This window comes from Martinezella calliandrae, assembly GCF_030272695.1.
GTDB classification, from domain to species: Bacteria; Pseudomonadota; Alphaproteobacteria; order Rhizobiales; family Rhizobiaceae; genus Rhizobium; species Rhizobium calliandrae.
The window spans coordinates 1-17,164 of sequence record NZ_JARFYN010000001.1 but is presented as its reverse complement, the minus strand read 5'-3'; the positions used below and the strand labels follow the sequence as shown (position 1 = coordinate 17,164).

Sequence of the window (17,164 nt, the reverse complement as noted above, 5' to 3'; positions counted from 1 at the left end):
GCAACCACGCCAGCGGTCGGCGTGAATTTCATCCTTGTGCCGAACTTAAGGTTTTCCTCCTTACGTGCGGACAGCGGAAATGGCCGCACCCGCATCCTGATGTGCATTAAGTGCATAGGCGTTCGCACGACTGTGTTGGCTATCAGAAACGGGGTCTCTCGTGTCTAAATCTCTTGACAGTTTCAATTGTCGTTCCACGCTGACCGTGGGCGGGAAAGACTATGTGTATTTCAGCCTGCCGAAGGCTGAGGCCAATGGTCTGCCCGGTGTTTCCAAGCTTCCGTTTTCGATGAAGGTGCTGCTTGAGAACCTGCTGCGCTTCGAAGACGGGCAGTCGGTCACCAAGGAACATATCGTTGCGGTCGCCGAATGGCTGGCCAACAAGGGTACCGTCGAGAACGAAATCGCCTATCGCCCGGCGCGCGTGCTGATGCAGGACTTCACCGGCGTTCCTGCCGTCGTCGACTTGGCAGCCATGCGTGACGCGATGGTGTCGCTCGGCGGCGATCCGGAAAAGATCAATCCGCTCGTTCCCGTCGATCTCGTCATCGACCATTCCGTCATCGTCGATGAGTTTGGCACGCCGCAGGCTTTCGCGCGCAACGTCGAGCTGGAATACCAGCGCAACGGAGAGCGCTACCGCTTCTTGAAGTGGGGCCAGCAGGCATTCAAGAACTTCCGTGTCGTTCCCCCCGGCACCGGCATCTGTCACCAGGTGAACCTCGAATATCTCGGCCAGACAGTCTGGACCAAGGAAGAGGATGGCCAGACGATTGCTTATCCCGACACCTGTGTCGGTACCGATTCGCACACGACCATGATCAACGGCCTCGGCGTTCTTGGCTGGGGTGTTGGCGGTATCGAAGCCGAAGCTGCCATGCTCGGCCAGCCGGTCTCCATGCTACTGCCCGAGGTTATCGGCTTCAAGCTCACTGGCAAGCTCAAGGAAGGCGTCACGGCGACCGACCTGGTGCTGACGGTTGTTCAGATGCTGCGCAAGAAGGGCGTTGTTTCCAAGTTCGTCGAATTCTTCGGCCCCGGCCTCGACAACATGCCGCTCGCCGACCGCGCCACCATCGGCAACATGGGTCCGGAATATGGTGCGACCTGCGGCTTCTTCCCCGTCGACAAGGAAACGCTAAACTATCTCAACATGTCAGGCCGTGAGAAAGACCGCATTGCGCTGGTCGAAGCCTATTCGAAGGCTCAGGGCATGTGGCGCGAAGGTGACGGTTCCGATCTCGTCTTCACCGACACGCTGGAACTCGACCTCGGCGACGTCGTACCGTCCATGGCCGGCCCGAAGCGCCCGGAAGGCCGCATCGCGCTGGAAAACATCGCTTCCGGTTTCGCCACTTCGATGGATAGCGAATACAAGAAGCCGGGCCAGCTTTCGACCCGCTACGCCGTCGAAGGCACGGATTTCGATATCGGCCACGGCGACGTCGCGATCGCCGCCATCACGTCCTGCACCAACACCTCGAACCCGTCGGTTCTCATCGCCGCTGGCCTTCTCGCTCGCAACGCCGTTGCCAAGGGCTTGAAGACCAAGCCGTGGGTCAAGACATCACTGGCGCCGGGATCGCAGGTCGTCGCTGAATATCTCGCCAAGTCGGGCCTGCAGTCGGATCTCGACAAGCTAGGCTTCAACCTGGTCGGCTTCGGCTGCACCACCTGCATCGGCAATTCCGGCCCGCTGCCGGCGCCGATCTCGAAGACGATCAACGACAAGGGCTTGATCGTTTCCGGCGTTCTTTCCGGCAACCGTAACTTCGAAGGCCGCATCTCGCCGGACGTCCAGGCGAACTATCTCGCCTCGCCGCCGCTCGTCGTCGCCTATGCGCTCGCCGGCACGGTGCAGATGGATCTGACCAAGGAGCCGATCGGCGAAGACCAGAACGGCAAGCCCGTCTTCCTGAAGGACATCTGGCCGACCTCGCAGGAAGTGCAGGAATTCATCCTGAAATACGTTACCCGCGAACTCTACGAGAGCAAGTACGCCGACGTCTTTAAGGGCGATGCCAACTGGCAGGCCGTGCAGGTGCCTCCGGGCCAGACCTATGCCTGGGACGATAATTCGACCTATGTGCAGAACCCGCCTTACTTCGTGGGCATGGGCAAGACCGGCGCCGGCGTTTCCGACATCAAGGGCGCCCGCGTCCTCGGTCTCTTCGGTGACAAGATCACCACCGACCACATTTCTCCGGCCGGTTCGATCAAGGCCGCTTCGCCGGCCGGTGCCTACCTTATCGGTCATGGCGTCGGCGTTGCCGATTTCAACCAGTACGGCACGCGCCGCGGCAATCATGAAGTCATGATGCGCGGTACCTTCGCCAATATCCGCATCCGCAACCATATGCTCGGCCCGAACGGCAAGGAAGGTGGTTACACCATCCATTATCCGTCCAAGGAAGAGACGTCGATCTACGATGCGGCCATGCAGTACAAGGCCGAGGGCGTTCCGCTCGTCATCTTCGCCGGCGTCGAATACGGCAACGGCTCGTCGCGCGACTGGGCTGCTAAGGGCACGAACCTGCTCGGCGTGCGCGCGGTCATTGCCCAGTCCTTCGAGCGCATCCATCGCTCGAACCTGGTCGGCATGGGCGTCATCCCCTTCGTCTTCGAGGACGGCACAACCTGGGCCAGCCTCGGCCTAAAGGGCGACGAGACCGTAACGATCGAGGGCTTGGAACACATCAAGCCGCGCGAGCGCAAGATCGCCAAGATCACCTATGGCGACGGCACGGTGAAGGACGTTCCGATCATCTGCCGTATCGACACGCTGGATGAAGTTACCTACGTCAATAATGGCGGCATCCTGCAGACGGTTCTGCGCGATCTCGCGGCCTAATTGGCGTTAAAACCACTAATACACGCCGCCGGAGTATCATACTCCGGCGGCGTCTTGTTTTTCACGCCGATGTGTACGACGCTGTCCTCTCCGGGCCTTCGTCTCACCCCTTCGTGACTTTGCGTCATCGTGCTTAGCGATTATCTCTTGTTTTAGATTTATCAGGCTTGATGAGGGCCTAACGGACACCCTGAGAAGCGCGGGCGGTTTCGGGGATCGTGCCAGCACATGGCTTTCAAGGTCTGAGAAAGAGGTATAAGGGCATGCGCCTACGGTTTTTGGTTCCACTTCTAGCAGGCATCGCGCTGGCAAGTTCGCTGCATGCGCAGGAGCCTGCCAAGATCAAGGGCGTCGTCGAGCTTTTCACGTCTCAGGGCTGTGCGTCCTGTCCGCCCGCCGATGCTACATTTCAAAAGCTGATCCGTCAGGGCGATGTCGTCGCGCTCGCCTATCATGTCGACTATTGGAACTACCTCGGCTGGAACGACACGATGGCGTCCAAGGATAATACGGCTCGCCAATATGCCTATGCCCGGACGCTCGGTCGCAGCGGGGTCTATACGCCGCAAGCGATCATCAATGGCCGCGACCATATGAACGGCGCTAATCTCGACGCGATCAACACCAAGCTCGACGACTTCCAGCACCATGGCAAGGGCCTGACAGTTCCCGTGAATGTGGCCATGAAGGGTGACGAGCTGGAGATCAAGATCGGCGCCGGCCAAGGTAAAGCCAATGTGGTCGTTGCCTATTTTGATAAGGAACAGCAGGTTTCTCCGAAGGCCGGTGAAAACAACGGCCGGCAGATCACCTACCTGCACGCTGTTTCGGACGTCGAAACCGTCGGCATGTGGGACGGCAAGGAAATGAATGTCGTGCTGCCTGCCAATGTCATGGACAAGGCTGGCCGCCGGGGCCTGGCGGTTCTGCTACAGTCCTCGACGCCGTCGGGCGACCCGTCGGCGATCATCGGCGCGACCGTACTGACGATCGGCACGGACGGGTGATCAAACATTATTTCGGCTTTCGCCGAAAAGCATCTATATCGGCAGGCGCTAAAAACTTCTCTTTTTTGGCTGACGCCAAAAAGAGAGGGTGCCCGGCGAGGGCGCATTCGGGGCTGGGGTTCGGTCGATACGCCCCGGCCGGGCCGTTTGGCGCGGCGGCGCCAAACGGCTGTCTATAGTTCCGGAAAATCGGGCATCGTTTTGACTGAAATGCGGCGGCGCCAAGACGCTTTCCTCCGAGCGCAAGAAATTGTGAGCAGCCTCCGGTCTTGCAATTTGCCGTGGCTGAGGCAAACTGTCACTTTCTTGTCATGACACAACCCCTGGGGGATTGATGACTGATCAGCCGGAATTGCGACACGGCGAAAGCCGTTCCGTCGACAGCACTTCTTCCGTCGTCGTTGATCTCAGAGAATATAAGCAGAGCAAGGATCCGCTGCCGGTGACCTTCCACCGCAGGGAGCTGGACGCGATCCTGTGGATCTACGGCCGCATGGTCGGCGATGGGGAGTGGCGCGACTACGCCATCGACCATCTCAGAGAAAAGGCGGTTTTCTCGGTCTTCAAACGTTCCGGTGAACTGCCGCTTTTCCGCATCGAGAAAAATCCCAAGCTCGCCGCCAAGCAGGGCGCCTTTTCCGTGATCAACACCAGCGGCATGATCCTGAAGCGCGGCCACGACCTGAACCAGGTGCTGAAGGTCTTCGATAAGCAGCTGAAGCTGGTGGAGAAGTGACCTTTCCCTGCCGCGCTACCCCCCAAACAACGTCCCCGGATAGACCGATGGATCGGGGTCGGATTCCGCGCCATCGCCGAGTGCCTTCTGCATCAGCATCGTGTCCAGCCACCGGCCGTGCTTGTAGCCCGCGCCTTTCAATAGGCCCGTCTCCACAAAGCCAGCGGCGCGGTGGAGGGCGACCGAGGCTGGGTGGGCGCCTCCGATAACGGCGATCATTTGGCGGAAGCCAAGGGTCTTTGAGGTTTCCACCAGAGCTGCCAGCAGCACTTTGCCGATGCCTCGGCCACGGGCCTCGGGCGCAAGATAGATCGAATCCTCCACCATCCATCGATAGGCCGGCCGTGTACGGAACGCCGAGGCATAGGCATAGCCCAGAAAGGCGCCGTCTTCGTCCTCCGCAGCAATATAGGGATAGCCCTTGTCGCGGATCGCCTGGAAGCGACCTGCCATCTCCTTTTCGTTGGGCGGGATGATCTCATAGCTTGCCGTGCCGTGCAGAACGGAGTCGCAATAGATCGAGGTGATGAATGGAAGGTCGGTCGGGGTAACGTTGCGAAGGCGGAAGGACATCTGCGTTTTCTTGCCTGATCTGCGATTTCAAGAAGCGGATATAAAGCCGTGTGTGAGGCAGCAAGGCAAACAGAAAAGGCGGCCGAAGCCGCCTTTTCGAAGGATCAGTCATGCCGTGGCAGTTATTTGCGATCGCCCATGAACTGCAGCAGGAACATGAAAAGGTTGATGAAGTCCAGGTAAAGCGTCAGTGCGCCCATGATCGCCTTGCGGCCAGCAACGGCAACGTCGTCGGCTTCATAATACATTTCCTTGATCCGCTGCGTATCCCAGGCGGTGAGGCCTGCGAAGATCACAACGCCAATAATGTTAATGGCGAAGTGCACTGCAGAAGACTGCAGGAAGATGTTGACGAGCATGGCGATGATCAGGCCGAAGAGACCCATCATCATGAACGAGCCCATAGCCGAAAGGCTACGCTTCGTCGTGTAACCGTAAAGCGACAGCGCGCCGAAGGACGCAGCGGTCACGAAGAAGGCCTGCACGATGCTCTGGCCCGTGTAAATGATGAAGATCGACGACAGCGACAGACCAACCAGCGCCGCATAGACCCAGAAGGTTGTCGTCGCGGCGGCCACGCTCATGCGATTGATCCTGAAGCTCAGGAAGAACACCATTGCCAGCGGCGCGAAGATAATGACCCACTTCAGCGGGCTCAGGTAGATTGCCTGGCCGAAAGCCGTAAGTTGTCCGTCAGCGAATGCGAGCGAGAAGGCGCCGTAAGCAGCAAAACCTGTGATCGCCAGACCCAGCGCCATCAGGTTGTAGACCTTGAGCATGTAGGCTCGAAGGCCCTCATCGATCATCGCGCCGGTCTGCGCGCCTGTTTGCGGCGTCCGGTTTGGGTAGTTGCGAAAGTCAGCCATGTTTTCCTCTTTTAAGCTCCGATGTGAGTACGGTGTCGGGCGTTTTGGTCCCGGGCGCCGCTGCGGAGCTCCAGCATGCCTGCACAGAATATGAGGCTTTCAGGCCGGGTGCACAAGGCCTAAGCGGCGGCTGCGGGGTTAAATCGGTGTAATATCGGGTAAATCCCGGGCGCACGGTTAGTGGACGAAGCGTGTTGGCTGCGCACAAGGCTTTTCGGAAAGCGACGCCGATTTCCCCGTTGCGCTCTCAGAGTTCACGCAGGACCGGCGCTGCCTTCTGCCCAAGCACACGCCAGGTGCCGACCAGTCCGATCCCGACTGTCAGCAGCAGTGCGATGGAGAGGGTCGATAAGGCAACGTCGGGAAGGAAGGTTGAGGGCAAATGCATGATGCGGCTGACGACATACCAGGCGGCCACAGAACCGGCGAGCAGTGCAAAGACCGCGGTTGCGGCACCTAGGATCAGATATTCGTAGCTGAAGGCGCGGATCAGCATGGCCCGCGTCGCGCCGAGCGTCTTCAACACGACCGCGTCATGCGTTCGTGCGCGATTTCCGGCCGCAAGCGCGCCCGCGAGCACCAGCACGGATGCGATGAGCGCAACTGAGGCTGCGGCCCGGATAGCGGCGGCAAGCTGTCCGACCAGCGTGTTTACGACATCGAGCGCATCCTTGACGCGGACGCTGGTAATCGTCGGATAGGTGTTGGTGACGCTCTTCAGGATCGCGGCTTCCTGTGCCGATGTAGCGGTGGGATCGGTGAGGGTTGCAAGCCACGCATGCGGTGCACCCTTGAAGGTGTTGGGCGAAAAGATCATGACGAAATTGATCGACAGCGACTGCCATTGTACCTTGCGGAAGCTCGCGATCTTGGCCGTCACGTTTCGGCCGAGCACGTTGACGGTCACGGTGTCGCCGAGCTTCAGGCCGAGCGCCTTGCCTTCCTCGTCGGAGAAGGAGACCAGAGGCTCGCTGCTATAATCCTTGCCCCACCATTGCCCTTCCGTCAGGGCGGCGTTCTCCGGTATGGTCTCGGCATAAGTTATGCCGCGATCGCCGCGCAACACCCATTGACCGGCCGGCGGTACCTTCATGCTGGTCACGTCTTGGCCATTGAAGGCGACGATACGGCCACGCAGCATCGGAACTTCCACGAGCTTGCCCTCGGGCGCCTGCGCCTCCACGACCTTCCGGAAGCCGTCGAGTTCCGAGCCCTGGATATCGACGAAGAAGAAGTTCGGCGCTTGCTCGCTCATACGCCCGGTCAGCTCGTGGCGCATATTGCCGTCGATCAGGGTCAAGGTCACCAGGAGCGCCAGGCCGAGACCGAGCGAGAGGACCACGGAGGCGGTGAGCGCACCCGGCCGATGGATATTGCCGATCGCCAATCGCAGGGCGGGTGAGTGAACGGGCGGGCTGCGGCGCGCAAGCCACGCCAGCAGGGCGGCGACGGCGCGCAGCACCACGAAGGCGGCGGCAATGGAGACGACAAAGACGACGGCGATGTAGCTGTCATAGGCGGTGAAAATCGCGAGCGCTGCAAGGGCAGCCATCAGCAGGCAGGCGGCGAGCAAGTATGGCCAGCTCGGCAGGCGGCGGGTCTCGAAACCCTGTTCCCGGAAGAGCGCTGTTGCCGGCACTTCGCGGGCATGACCGAGCGGCAGTATGGCGAAAGCGAGCGTGGTCAGCAGGCCGAAGAGCGCTGCAAGCGTCAGCGGGCCAGGATAAAGCTGTGGTGCGGTCGAGATCGGCAAAAATTCGGCCATGAACTGTGAAGCGAGCAATGGCGCGATGGCGCCGAGGACGAGACCGAGGGCGATGCCGGCCAGCGCAATCAGGGCGATCTGGATCAGGTAGATCATCACCACCACCAGGGCCGGTGCACCCAGGCATTTGAAGGTGGCAATTGTGGTGCGCTTGGAATCGAGGAAAGCGCGCACCGCATTGGCCACGCCTACGCCGCCGACGATCAGAGCCGTCAGCCCGACCAATGTCAGAAATTGCGAGAAGCGCGTAATATTGTCGGCAAGGGCAGGGGCGGCCCGGTCGCTGGTCCGGATCGACCAACCGGCCTGCGGGAAAGCCGTATTGGCGCGGGCGGCGATGTTGCCGAGGTCGCCGGAGGGATCGTCCAAGCGTATCTTGTAGACCTGCTCGACGAGACTTCCGGTCGTAATCAGGCCCGAGGCGACCAAAGCGTCACGGCTCGTGAGCAATCGTGGGGCAAAGCCGAAACCCTCCGACACCGAATCCGGCTCGGTCTTTACCGTGCCGGTGATCCGCAGCTTCGTATTGCCGAGCAGCAGCTCGCTGCCGACTTTGAGGTTCAGCCGCTCGAGCAGCAGGGGAGCGACGACCGCGCCCCAGGTCCCGTCCTTGGCAGCGAGCAGCGTTGACAGCGGCTGATCCGGATCGGCCTCGAAGGTGCCGTAGAGCGGGTAGGCGCCGTCGACTGCCTTGACCTCGACCAGTGCCTGGTCGGAGCCATCGGGCATGCGGGCCATGGAGCGCAGGCCGGTGGATTGGGAGAGCTGGCCGAGGCTGTTCAGATAGGTCAGTTCGTCCGGCGTCGCCTCGCGATTGTTGAGCTCGAAGCGGACGTCGCCGGCGAGCAAGGACTGGCCTTGTGTCGAGATGGCGTCGGTAATCGAGCGCGAGACGGAGTTGACGGCGGCGATGGCGCCGGTACCGAGGGCGATGCAGGCTAGAAAGATGTAAAAGCCACTGAGGCCGCCGCGCAATTCACGCAGCGCCAGGCGAAAGGCAAGCGTGAGACGCGCTCCCGCCGCGGTCATGCCATGGCCGCCTGATTGGTCCGCGCGCGGGCGCTGTCGCCCTCGATTTCGCCGGAGCGGACGTGGATCTGGCGCGAGCAGCGGGCGGCGAGCGCCGGATCATGGGTGACGAGCAGCAGCGTCGTGCCGCGCTCGGCCTGCTGGGCGAAAAGCAAATCGGCGATCTGCCTGCCGGTGTCCGTGTCGAGATTGCCGGTCGGCTCGTCGGCGATCAACAGGGCGGGTGATGGCGCGAGTGCGCGGGCGATAGCCACGCGTTGCTGTTCGCCGCCGGAAAGCTGACCTGGATAGTGGCTCAGCCGTTCGCCGAGGCCGACAGCCTGCAGTTCGCGCCGGGCGATGTCGAAGGCGTCGCGGACATTGGCCAGCTCCAGCGGCACAGCGACATTTTCCAACGCCGTCATATTGGCAATGAGATGGAACGACTGGAAGACAATGCCGATGTTGCGGCCGCGGAAATCGGCAACGCGGTCCTCGCTCAGGCGGTGCAGGGGCGTGTCACGGATCAGAAGTTCACCTCTGTCGAGCTTTTCGAGGCCGGCAAGCACCATCAGCAGCGTCGACTTGCCGGAGCCCGAGGGGCCGACAATACCGACGGATTCGCCCTCGTTAACGGTGAGGTCGATACCTTTCAGCACGTGAACGGAGGCGGCGGCAGTGCCGAGCGTTAAATCCGCCTTCTTTAGCTCGATGATGGTTTTTGCCAATGCGGAAGCCCTATATAGATCAGAGACCATGGCGGGCTCGACTTGGCCCTCATGGCGAATTTAGGGAATAGATCATGAGTTTTAAAGTTGCCGCGTTTCACTTCGCTGTCATTGTTTTCGGTCTTTTCTTTGGCGCTGCCGGTGCAGCCGAGGCTCGGACGATCCATTTGGTCGGTCTCGGCGATAGCCTGATGGCCGGTTTCCAGCTACCGCCGGGCGACGGATTTCCCGCCAAGCTGGAGGCGGCGCTGAAGGCCAAGGGGCTTGATGTGGCGATTGCCGATGCTGGCGTGTCCGGCGACACCAGCTCCGGCGGCCTATCGCGCATCGACTGGTCGGTGCCGGATGGAACGGACGGCGTTATCCTCGAGCTCGGCGCCAACGACGCATTGCGCGGCATTCCGCCCGAACAGACGGAAAAGAACCTCGACACCATCATCAGCCGGCTGAAGGAGCGCAACATTCCCGTCCTACTCGCGGGCATGCTGGCGCCGCCGAACATGGGTCCGCAGTACGCAGCCAAGTTCAACTCGATGTACAAGCGGCTCGCTGACAGATATCAGCTCACACTGTATCCATTTTTTCTCGATGGCGTTGCCACACATGCGGACCTACAATTAAAAGATGGCATGCATCCGAACCCGCAGGGCGTCGACATCATGGTGCAACGCTTCCAGCCCGTAGCGACCAGTTTCATTGGGACGATTGCCGCAGGCGCGAAATAGGAGCTTGCACCGGCTGCAATTGCATGATTCCCTGCTGTTATCTGCAAGAGATTCGGGGAGTGCTCGTTATGCCGAGACTTTTTACCGCCCTCGAAATTCCGCGCAACGCGGCTATGAGCCTTTCGTTGTTGCGCGGCGGTCTTCCCGGAGCCCGGTGGATCGACGTTGAAAATTACCACATCACTCTTCGTTTCATCGGCGATGTCGATGGTCGCACCGCGGATGAAATCGTCGAGCGTCTGGATCGCATCGATCGGCCGGAGTTCCAGCTTCGGCTGGAAGGCATCGGCTCCTTCGGCTCGAAGAAACCGCACTCGGTCTGGGCCGGCGTTACGCAGACGCCCGATATGTACGCGCTGCAGGGCGAGATCGAACGGATCTGCCAGCGCATTGGGTTGCCGCCGGATCCGCGCAAGTTCACGCCGCATGTCACGCTGGCGCGGCTCAAGTCTTCGCGTGTCGACGATGTCGTGCACTATCTTTCCGGCCGCGGCAACTTTCACACCGCCCCGTTCACGGTAGGGCGCTTCGTGCTGCTGTCATCGCGCGAATCGGTCGGCGGCGGTCCCTATTTGACCGAGGAGGTCTTTCCGCTTCACGAGGCTCGCAGCGCTTTTCCAACCATGGGCAACAGCGCAATGCAGCCGGCCAAGAGCTTGGTGTAGACCGCTTCGAAATCCTCATGGCCCCCATAATAGGGGTCCGGGATGTCTTTGTTGCTGCCAAGCGTGAAGGCATGGAAGAGGTGGAGCTTGCCGAGCGCATCGGCGGGCGCGAATTTCCGTAAATTCTTCAAATTGTCTTGATCCATTGCCAGGATCAGGTCGAACCGATCGAAGTCGGCAACTTCGATGCGGCGGGCGCGTTGACCGGAAATGTCGAGGCCATGGTTTGCGGCGGCGGCTATTGAGCGGCGGTCCGGCCTTTCGCCCTGATGCCAGCCGCCGGTGCCGGCCGAATCGATCTCGAACTCGCAGCCAGCTTCGCTCGCAAGATGCCGGAAGATGCCTTCGGCAAGCGGTGAACGGCAGATGTTGCCAGCGCAAACAAAAAGAATCTTGTGACGGTCCATGGTATCGTTCAACGGATTGAGAGGAGTGATCATGTCATGAAATACGAAAAGCTGGAACCGGCAGCAATTGATGAAAACGTCGCTGGGCTTAGCGGTTGGACCTTGGCGGCCGACCGCCTGTCGATTTCGAAGAGCTTCAAATTCCGCAATTTCGTCGAGGCCTTCGGCTTCATGGCCGAGGCGGCCCTGGCGGCGGAGAAGTTCAATCACCACCCCGAATGGTTCAACGTCTATTCTCGCGTCGACGTGAAACTGACGACGCATGACGCCGGAGGCTTGACGGAACAGGACGTCAAGCTCGCCAGGGCGATGGAAAAGGCGGCGACGCGGCGAGCTGATTGAATCGCGGGCACTTATCACCATATGTTTGAGGCGGCTCAGGAAGGGCTTCCTTTAGGGATGAAGTGGAATGGATGACATCAAGTACGGGGAAATCCTGATGCCTGGTGACGAAGAGACACAGGAACGGCAGGAGAAGACGGTTCGTAGCAAGTTCTGGCCGACCTTGCGTAAGGCTGCGCGCTATGTCCCGTTTTCCCGCGATGTCGTTGCGGCCTTCTATTGTGCGCTCGATCCACAGACGCCAACGCGTGTTCGCGGCATTTTGCTGGCAGCACTCGGCTATTTCGTTATGCCGGTCGATATCATCCCGGATTTTTTTGCCGTCATCGGCTTTTCGGATGATGTGGCGGTGCTGACGATTGCCTTCGGCATGATCAAGGGCCACATTCGCCAGGAGCATTACGACGCCGCCGACAGGGCCTTGGCCGACGAGCTCGAGGCTGCAAAGACGGCTTAATTCCCGTCCGATCGGCCGCAGCGGATTCCTGCCGGGTTTCCAGACTTTTATGAGGCATTCCTGAATTTAGGGAGGTCAAACTCTTGCCTGAATCTTTTTGTCTTAAATCGATCCCGTAAGGGTGGTGTTTCACCATCCGGGTTTTCCAATTCTTCCTGATGTATTTCGGGCCTGGCGCGGCACCTTGAATCGAAATGACACAGACCAGGGGCAGTCACCGCCCCGTTGACGGTTTGGTAACCTAAATAAAGTCAAAATAGGGCAGCTCATGAGCATAGGTGTGCGTTACTCAAGTCGCCTCGAGCTCTGGACCGCAAGAAATCGGCAGGAAACCATGTTTGTAAAAAGCTTCGCAATCGCCCTCTCGCTCGTTCTGGCCGGCACCGGCATCGCATCCGCGCAGACCAAGGCCAAGAAGCAGACAGCGCCCGCACAAGCGCAGGCAGCGGCACCGGCGGCTCCGACACGCATCCAGCAGTTCGAGGCTTGGGGTGCCTATTCCTACCAGTCCGGGGCCGGCAAGGTCTGCTACGTTCTCTCCGTGCCAACAGCCAAGCTGCCGGCCTCCGGTATTGATCATGGCGACAACTTCTTCATCGTTTCCCAGCGCCCGGGCCAGAACATCTCCTACGAGCCGCAGGCGATGATGGGCTATCCGCTCAAGGAGAATTCCAAGGTCGACGTGGTCATCGACAACAAGACCTTCGTGATGTTCACCAAGGACAAGGCCGCTTGGGTCGAGAATGCCGCGCAGGAGCCGGCGCTGGTCGCAGCGCTCAAGTCGGGCCATTCGCTGAAGGTCACCGCGACGTCGAAGAAGGGCACCGGCACCTCCTACACCTACTCGCTGAAGGGCGTTACCGCCGCCCTGAAGCAGATCGAAAGCTGCAAATAAGATCGATACGGCCCGATCACGGCAAAGTGATCGCGGGCTTTGTGGAGACCGTCTCGATGAGGCCGGCCCGCGTGGCCGGCCTTCTGCTTTTCCAGGAGGGATGACGCGGACTGAAATTAATGCTAAAGGCCCCGCCGATGAGCGGTGTATTCGCAATTTCCTTGCTCCGCACCAAATGAACCTTCTGATCTCAGTGCCTTGCCCCAGCCCGCAGCTTTCAAGCTTTTGGGGGGCATCGCTGATATCAACCATTGGAATGATCCTATGTCCGCGATCGATGTCATGACCTCACCCAAGCTGAAGCCGATGCCGATTTCCCATCCGGTCGAGCTCTCGCCGAACCCGTCGCTGATCGGCATGACGCGCGAGGAAATGGCTGCGGCACTGAAGGAAAAGGGCGTCGCCGACAAGCAGATCAAGATGCGTGTCAGCCAGCTCTGGAACTGGATCTATGTGCGCGGCATCTCCGATTTCGATGCCATGGCGAATGTCTCCAAGGACATGCGCGAAATGCTGAAGACGCATTTCTCCATCGCCCGTCCGGAGATCGTCGAAGAGCAGGTGTCGAATGACGGAACCCGCAAATGGCTGTTGCGCTTCCCGCCGCGCGGAGCCGGTCGGCCGGTCGAAGTGGAAACCGTCTACATTCCGGAAGAGGGTCGCGGCACGCTCTGCATTTCCAGTCAGGTCGGCTGTTCACTCACCTGCTCGTTCTGCCACACCGGTACGCAGCGCCTCGTCCGCAATTTGACAGCGGAGGAGATCCTGTCGCAATTGCTTCTCGCGCGTGACCGGCTTGGAGATTTTCCGGACCGCGAGGCGCCGCAAGGGACGATCATGCCTGCCGAGGGCCGCAAGGTCAGCAACATCGTCATGATGGGCATGGGCGAGCCGCTCTACAATTTCGAGAGTGTGAAGACGGCGCTGCTGATCGCCTCCGATGGCGATGGCCTGTCGCTCTCCAAGCGCCGTATCACGCTTTCTACCTCCGGCGTCGTGCCGGAAATCTACCGCACCGGAGACGAGATCGGGGTCATGCTGGCAATCTCGCTGCACGCGGTGCGTGATGACCTGCGCGACATGCTGGTGCCGATCAATAAGAAATATCCGCTGAAGGAACTTATGGACGCCTGCCGCGCCTATCCCGGCCTTTCGAACGCCCGGCGCATCACCTTCGAATATGTGATGCTGAAGGGCGTCAACGACAGCCTCGAAGACGCCAAGGGCCTGGTCCAGCTTTTGAAGGGCATTCCGGCCAAGATTAATCTCATCCCCTTTAATCCGTGGCCGGGCACGAATTACCAGTGTTCCGACTGGGAGCAGATCGAGAAGTTTGCCGATTTCATCAACGCAGCCGGCTACGCCTCGCCGATCCGCACACCGCGCGGCCGCGATATCCTTGCCGCCTGCGGCCAATTGAAGTCGGAATCGGAGCGAATGCGCAAGACCGAACGACTGGCTTTCGAAGCCATGATGATCGCCAACCACGGCGAGGATTGACGCTGATGCTGCTCGGTTTGCGCAGGCCGATGCGGCTTCTGTGGGGCTATCTCGGAGCCTGCGTTCTGATGGGCTTCGTGCTGGCTTGCGTTGCGGCTTGGACGATGCCGGGAATGGCCGCACCGGAATTGTTCGCACTGACCGTCGCGATGACCAAGCTGGCGATGATAGTCAGCGTCGTGCCATCGCTTGTCGTCATTGCGATCTTCGAATGGCGCGGCATGCGCCGTTGGTACGGTTACGCCATCTACGGCGCCCTGCTATCGGCATTGGCGTCTGTTCTCATCTCAGGCAATCTTGAGAGGCCGCAGACCCTGAACCTGATCACCGTCGTCGTTTGTTTTGCTTTTCTTGGCGCCACCAGCGCAACCCTCTACTGGTGGATTGCTGGCCGGTTTGCGGGACGCGCCCCCGTCATCACCGGGAATGGGTGAGGAAAATTTTCACCGCGAAGACCGAAAAGACGCTGGCAAATGTGTAGTCGAGACCGCGCATGACGCCGCGGTTCTTCTGCAACCAGGACGCCAGACCATCGGCGGCAAGGACGACGATGGTGTTGACCGGCATGCCGATCAGGATGAAGAAGAAGCCCAGGAACAGAAGCTTGTGCGTGACGGCCGGATCGCCCGCCGTGACGAACTGCGGCAGGAAGGTCATGAAGAAGATGATGACCTTCGGGTTCAGCAGATTGACCCAGAAGCCGGTCGAGACGTTGGTGAGCGGCGTGCCCCTGGCCTCGTCGACCTTCTTGACCGACAGGCTGGAACCGAAGCGGATCGCCTGGATCGCCAGCCACAGCAGGTAGGCGGCGCCGCCGGTTTTCAGAATAGTGAAGGCAAGCGGCGATGCGGTAATCAAGGCTGAAACGCCGAAAGCCACCAGGCATGTATGAACGACAATGCCGAGGCTAGTGCCGAGGACCACGAAAAGTGCTGCTTTCTTGCCCTGCGCCAAGGCACGGCTGATAGACAGCGTCATATCGGGGCCTGGGGTTGCCGCCAGCAGCAAGCTCGCGGCGGAAAAAGCCAGAAGGGTCGGCAGGCTGGGTATGAAGTCCATGACACGCTCCGAAAGCCGGACAAAAGGATCAATGTTTTTATCCGGCTTTCTGCGCTTTGCAAATCAATCCTTCTTTTCAAGGAATGCCTTGAACTTGTCGGCATAGTCGGGATGCCAGCGCGACAGCGGCGGGCGGTTTTCGATGATATCACCGGCCGCCCAGAGCATGCGGCGTTCGTCGGTCGGCCGCTGCACGTCGTTGTCTGGGCAGAGGATATAGAAGTCGCCGCGCTTGATGCTCTCCACCATGAAATCGACCGTCTGTTCCGGCGTCCACGCGCCCGCCGGTTTTTCCTGGCGGTCACCCTTTGTGAGGCCGGTGAAGACAAAGCCGGGGATCAGGAGATGTGCGGCGATCTTGGCGCCTGGGGTATTGCGCAGCTCGTGCTGCAGGGCCTCGGTGAAGACCTTCACGCCGGCCTTGGAGACGTTATAGGCCGGGTTGCCAGGCGGCGTGGTGATCCCCTGCTTCGATCCGGTGTTGATTATCAGGCCGGGTTTTCCATGGGCTAGCATGCCGGGTCCGAAAACGCGCGTGCCATTGATGACCCCCATAAGGTTGACACCAAGAATGTTGTCCCAGCCGGCCTGCGGGCTGAAGATTGAGGTTTCCGGCCCAATGCCGGCGTTGTTCATCAGTACATGCACCCGGCCGAAATGCTGCAGGACGGCGCGTTCGAGAGCTTCCAACTGTTCCTTATGGGCAACATCGGTCTCGACCACCATGATCTGGTCCACGCCGGCGATCGCTTCGAGCTCGGCGCGCGCAGCAGCGAGCCGGTCGCGTCCAAGATCGGCGATGGCGACGCTCATGCCGAGCCTTGCGAAAAATTTCGCCGCCGCAAACCCGATGCCCGAGGCGCCGCCGGTGATGACGGCAACATTGGCCTTCTTGAAAATGTCTTGAATATCGGTCACGGGCGTCGCCTTCCCCAAAATGTTGTCTGTATACTGGAGATATGATCCCTCGATTTGATGTGTCAAATCGAAATCGCCAATCCATCGCATGACTGCTGTTTGCAACGCGAATAACACGCGTATCGGCAACTTCCACTACCTGCTCATCTATATTGATCGGATATGGAGATAGGCATGGCGGGTGAAAGACAGCTCGATAGAGCAAAGATAGAGGATGCGTTCGACGCCATATCAATCGTCGGAAGACGTCGATGCCATCTATCTCAATCAGCAGGATAAGGCGCGAGAAGTCGTCGAAGCCGTAATGCGGCGCAGGCAGCTTTCTTAAGCGTCCATGGCCTCTCCGTTCGGAAAGAGTGAAGCCGGCCCATCTGGTCGAAAGCCCCCGTGCCTGTCGCAGACGATTTACATTTGCGGAAATAGAACCTCTTCGCCGAGCGAGAATGCCGAAGGACGCGATGTGCTAGCAGGCCGAAACGATCAGAACGCGGCTCACGTCGAAACCGGATGAGATGGAGCATCCTTTCTGAAACCATCTCTTCGCATGCGCCGGGCGACGCCTCCACCGCAGGGGAATCGCATTTGAAAAAAGGTGTGGCGGTTTGATGTGATATGGATTCTTTAGGGAGCTCTGTTTTGGAGCTTTCTGATGGTTTCGCTTA

At 59.8% G+C, this 17,164-nt stretch carries 17 protein-coding genes; 10 read left to right on the top strand and 7 right to left on the bottom strand.

The window, feature by feature from the left end; genetic code table 11:
- Positions 1-160: 160 nt before the first annotated feature.
- The 3 genes from acnA (at position 161) to PY650_RS00075 (ending at position 4,594) form a co-directional block, all read left to right on the top strand.
- Positions 161-2,851 (top strand): aconitate hydratase AcnA, encoded by a 2,691-nt coding sequence (gene acnA, locus PY650_RS00085; RefSeq protein WP_285877047.1) that lies wholly within the window; start codon positions 161-163, stop codon positions 2,849-2,851.
- A gap of 263 nt (positions 2,852-3,114) precedes the next feature.
- Positions 3,115-3,858, top strand: a complete 744-nt coding sequence (locus PY650_RS00080; protein WP_285877046.1) for a DUF1223 domain-containing protein — start codon at positions 3,115-3,117, stop codon at positions 3,856-3,858.
- 334 nt (positions 3,859-4,192) lie between these two features.
- The gene (locus PY650_RS00075) at positions 4,193-4,594 is read left to right on the top strand and encodes a DUF2794 domain-containing protein (RefSeq protein ID WP_285877045.1); all 402 of its coding nucleotides are present in this window, start codon (positions 4,193-4,195) and stop codon (positions 4,592-4,594) included.
- 15 nt (positions 4,595-4,609) lie between these two features.
- On the opposite strand, the gene PY650_RS00070 is transcribed toward PY650_RS00075, so the two are convergent.
- The 4 genes from PY650_RS00070 to PY650_RS00055 form a co-directional block, all read right to left on the bottom strand.
- The gene (locus PY650_RS00070; RefSeq protein ID WP_285877044.1) at positions 4,610-5,167 is read right to left on the bottom strand and encodes a GNAT family N-acetyltransferase; all 558 of its coding nucleotides are present in this window, start codon (positions 5,165-5,167) and stop codon (positions 4,610-4,612) included.
- A 122-nt stretch (positions 5,168-5,289) separates the two neighbouring features.
- Complete coding sequence (locus PY650_RS00065) at positions 5,290-6,033, bottom strand: Bax inhibitor-1/YccA family protein (RefSeq protein WP_285877043.1); 744 nt, start codon at positions 6,031-6,033, stop codon at positions 5,290-5,292.
- Positions 6,034-6,280: 247 nt separating this feature from the next.
- Positions 6,281-8,827, bottom strand: a complete 2,547-nt coding sequence (locus PY650_RS00060) for an ABC transporter permease (protein WP_285877042.1) — start codon at positions 8,825-8,827, stop codon at positions 6,281-6,283.
- Entirely contained in the window at positions 8,824-9,534 is a 711-nt protein-coding gene (locus PY650_RS00055; protein WP_285877297.1) for an ABC transporter ATP-binding protein, read from the bottom strand. The genes PY650_RS00060 and PY650_RS00055 overlap by 4 nt, the downstream gene beginning before the upstream one ends.
- A gap of 74 nt (positions 9,535-9,608) precedes the next feature.
- Between PY650_RS00055 and PY650_RS00050 the strand changes: the two genes are divergently transcribed.
- Positions 9,609-10,259 (top strand): arylesterase, encoded by a 651-nt coding sequence (locus PY650_RS00050; protein ID WP_285877041.1) that lies wholly within the window; start codon positions 9,609-9,611, stop codon positions 10,257-10,259.
- Between the two features lie 68 nt (positions 10,260-10,327).
- On the top strand, positions 10,328-10,924 hold the full coding sequence (thpR, locus tag PY650_RS00045; RefSeq protein ID WP_285868561.1) for an RNA 2',3'-cyclic phosphodiesterase: 597 nt from the start codon (positions 10,328-10,330) through the stop codon (positions 10,922-10,924).
- Here the strand turns inward: thpR and PY650_RS00040 are convergent.
- Positions 10,855-11,331 (bottom strand): low molecular weight protein-tyrosine-phosphatase, encoded by a 477-nt coding sequence (locus PY650_RS00040; RefSeq protein WP_285877040.1) that lies wholly within the window; start codon positions 11,329-11,331, stop codon positions 10,855-10,857. The two genes, thpR and PY650_RS00040, sit on opposite strands and share 70 nt — an antisense overlap.
- A gap of 36 nt (positions 11,332-11,367) precedes the next feature.
- On the opposite strand from PY650_RS00040, the gene PY650_RS00035 reads away from it, so the two are divergent.
- The 5 genes from PY650_RS00035 (at position 11,368) to PY650_RS00015 (ending at position 14,959) form a co-directional block, all read left to right on the top strand.
- Positions 11,368-11,673 (top strand): 4a-hydroxytetrahydrobiopterin dehydratase, encoded by a 306-nt coding sequence (locus PY650_RS00035; RefSeq protein ID WP_285877039.1) that lies wholly within the window; start codon positions 11,368-11,370, stop codon positions 11,671-11,673.
- 67 nt (positions 11,674-11,740) lie between these two features.
- Positions 11,741-12,130, top strand: coding sequence for a YkvA family protein (locus tag PY650_RS00030; RefSeq protein ID WP_285877038.1), 390 nt, complete (start codon positions 11,741-11,743; stop codon positions 12,128-12,130).
- Between the two features lie 334 nt (positions 12,131-12,464).
- Positions 12,465-13,025 (top strand): invasion associated locus B family protein, encoded by a 561-nt coding sequence (locus PY650_RS00025; protein WP_285877037.1) that lies wholly within the window; start codon positions 12,465-12,467, stop codon positions 13,023-13,025.
- Positions 13,026-13,289: 264 nt separating this feature from the next.
- A complete protein-coding gene (gene rlmN, locus PY650_RS00020) occupies positions 13,290-14,525 on the top strand; it encodes a dual-specificity RNA methyltransferase RlmN (RefSeq protein ID WP_285877035.1) in 1,236 nt (411 codons plus the stop codon).
- Positions 14,526-14,530: 5 nt separating this feature from the next.
- Positions 14,531-14,959: a hypothetical protein gene (locus PY650_RS00015; RefSeq protein WP_285877033.1), complete on the top strand. Its 429-nt coding sequence runs from the start codon at positions 14,531-14,533 to the stop codon at positions 14,957-14,959.
- On the opposite strand, the gene PY650_RS00010 is transcribed toward PY650_RS00015, so the two are convergent.
- Entirely contained in the window at positions 14,943-15,584 is a 642-nt protein-coding gene (locus tag PY650_RS00010; RefSeq protein ID WP_285868551.1) for a LysE family translocator, read from the bottom strand. The two genes, PY650_RS00015 and PY650_RS00010, sit on opposite strands and share 17 nt — an antisense overlap.
- Before the next feature lie 63 nt (positions 15,585-15,647).
- A complete protein-coding gene (locus PY650_RS00005; RefSeq protein WP_285877032.1) occupies positions 15,648-16,502 on the bottom strand; it encodes an SDR family NAD(P)-dependent oxidoreductase in 855 nt (284 codons plus the stop codon).
- Positions 16,503-17,164 lie beyond the last annotated feature (662 nt).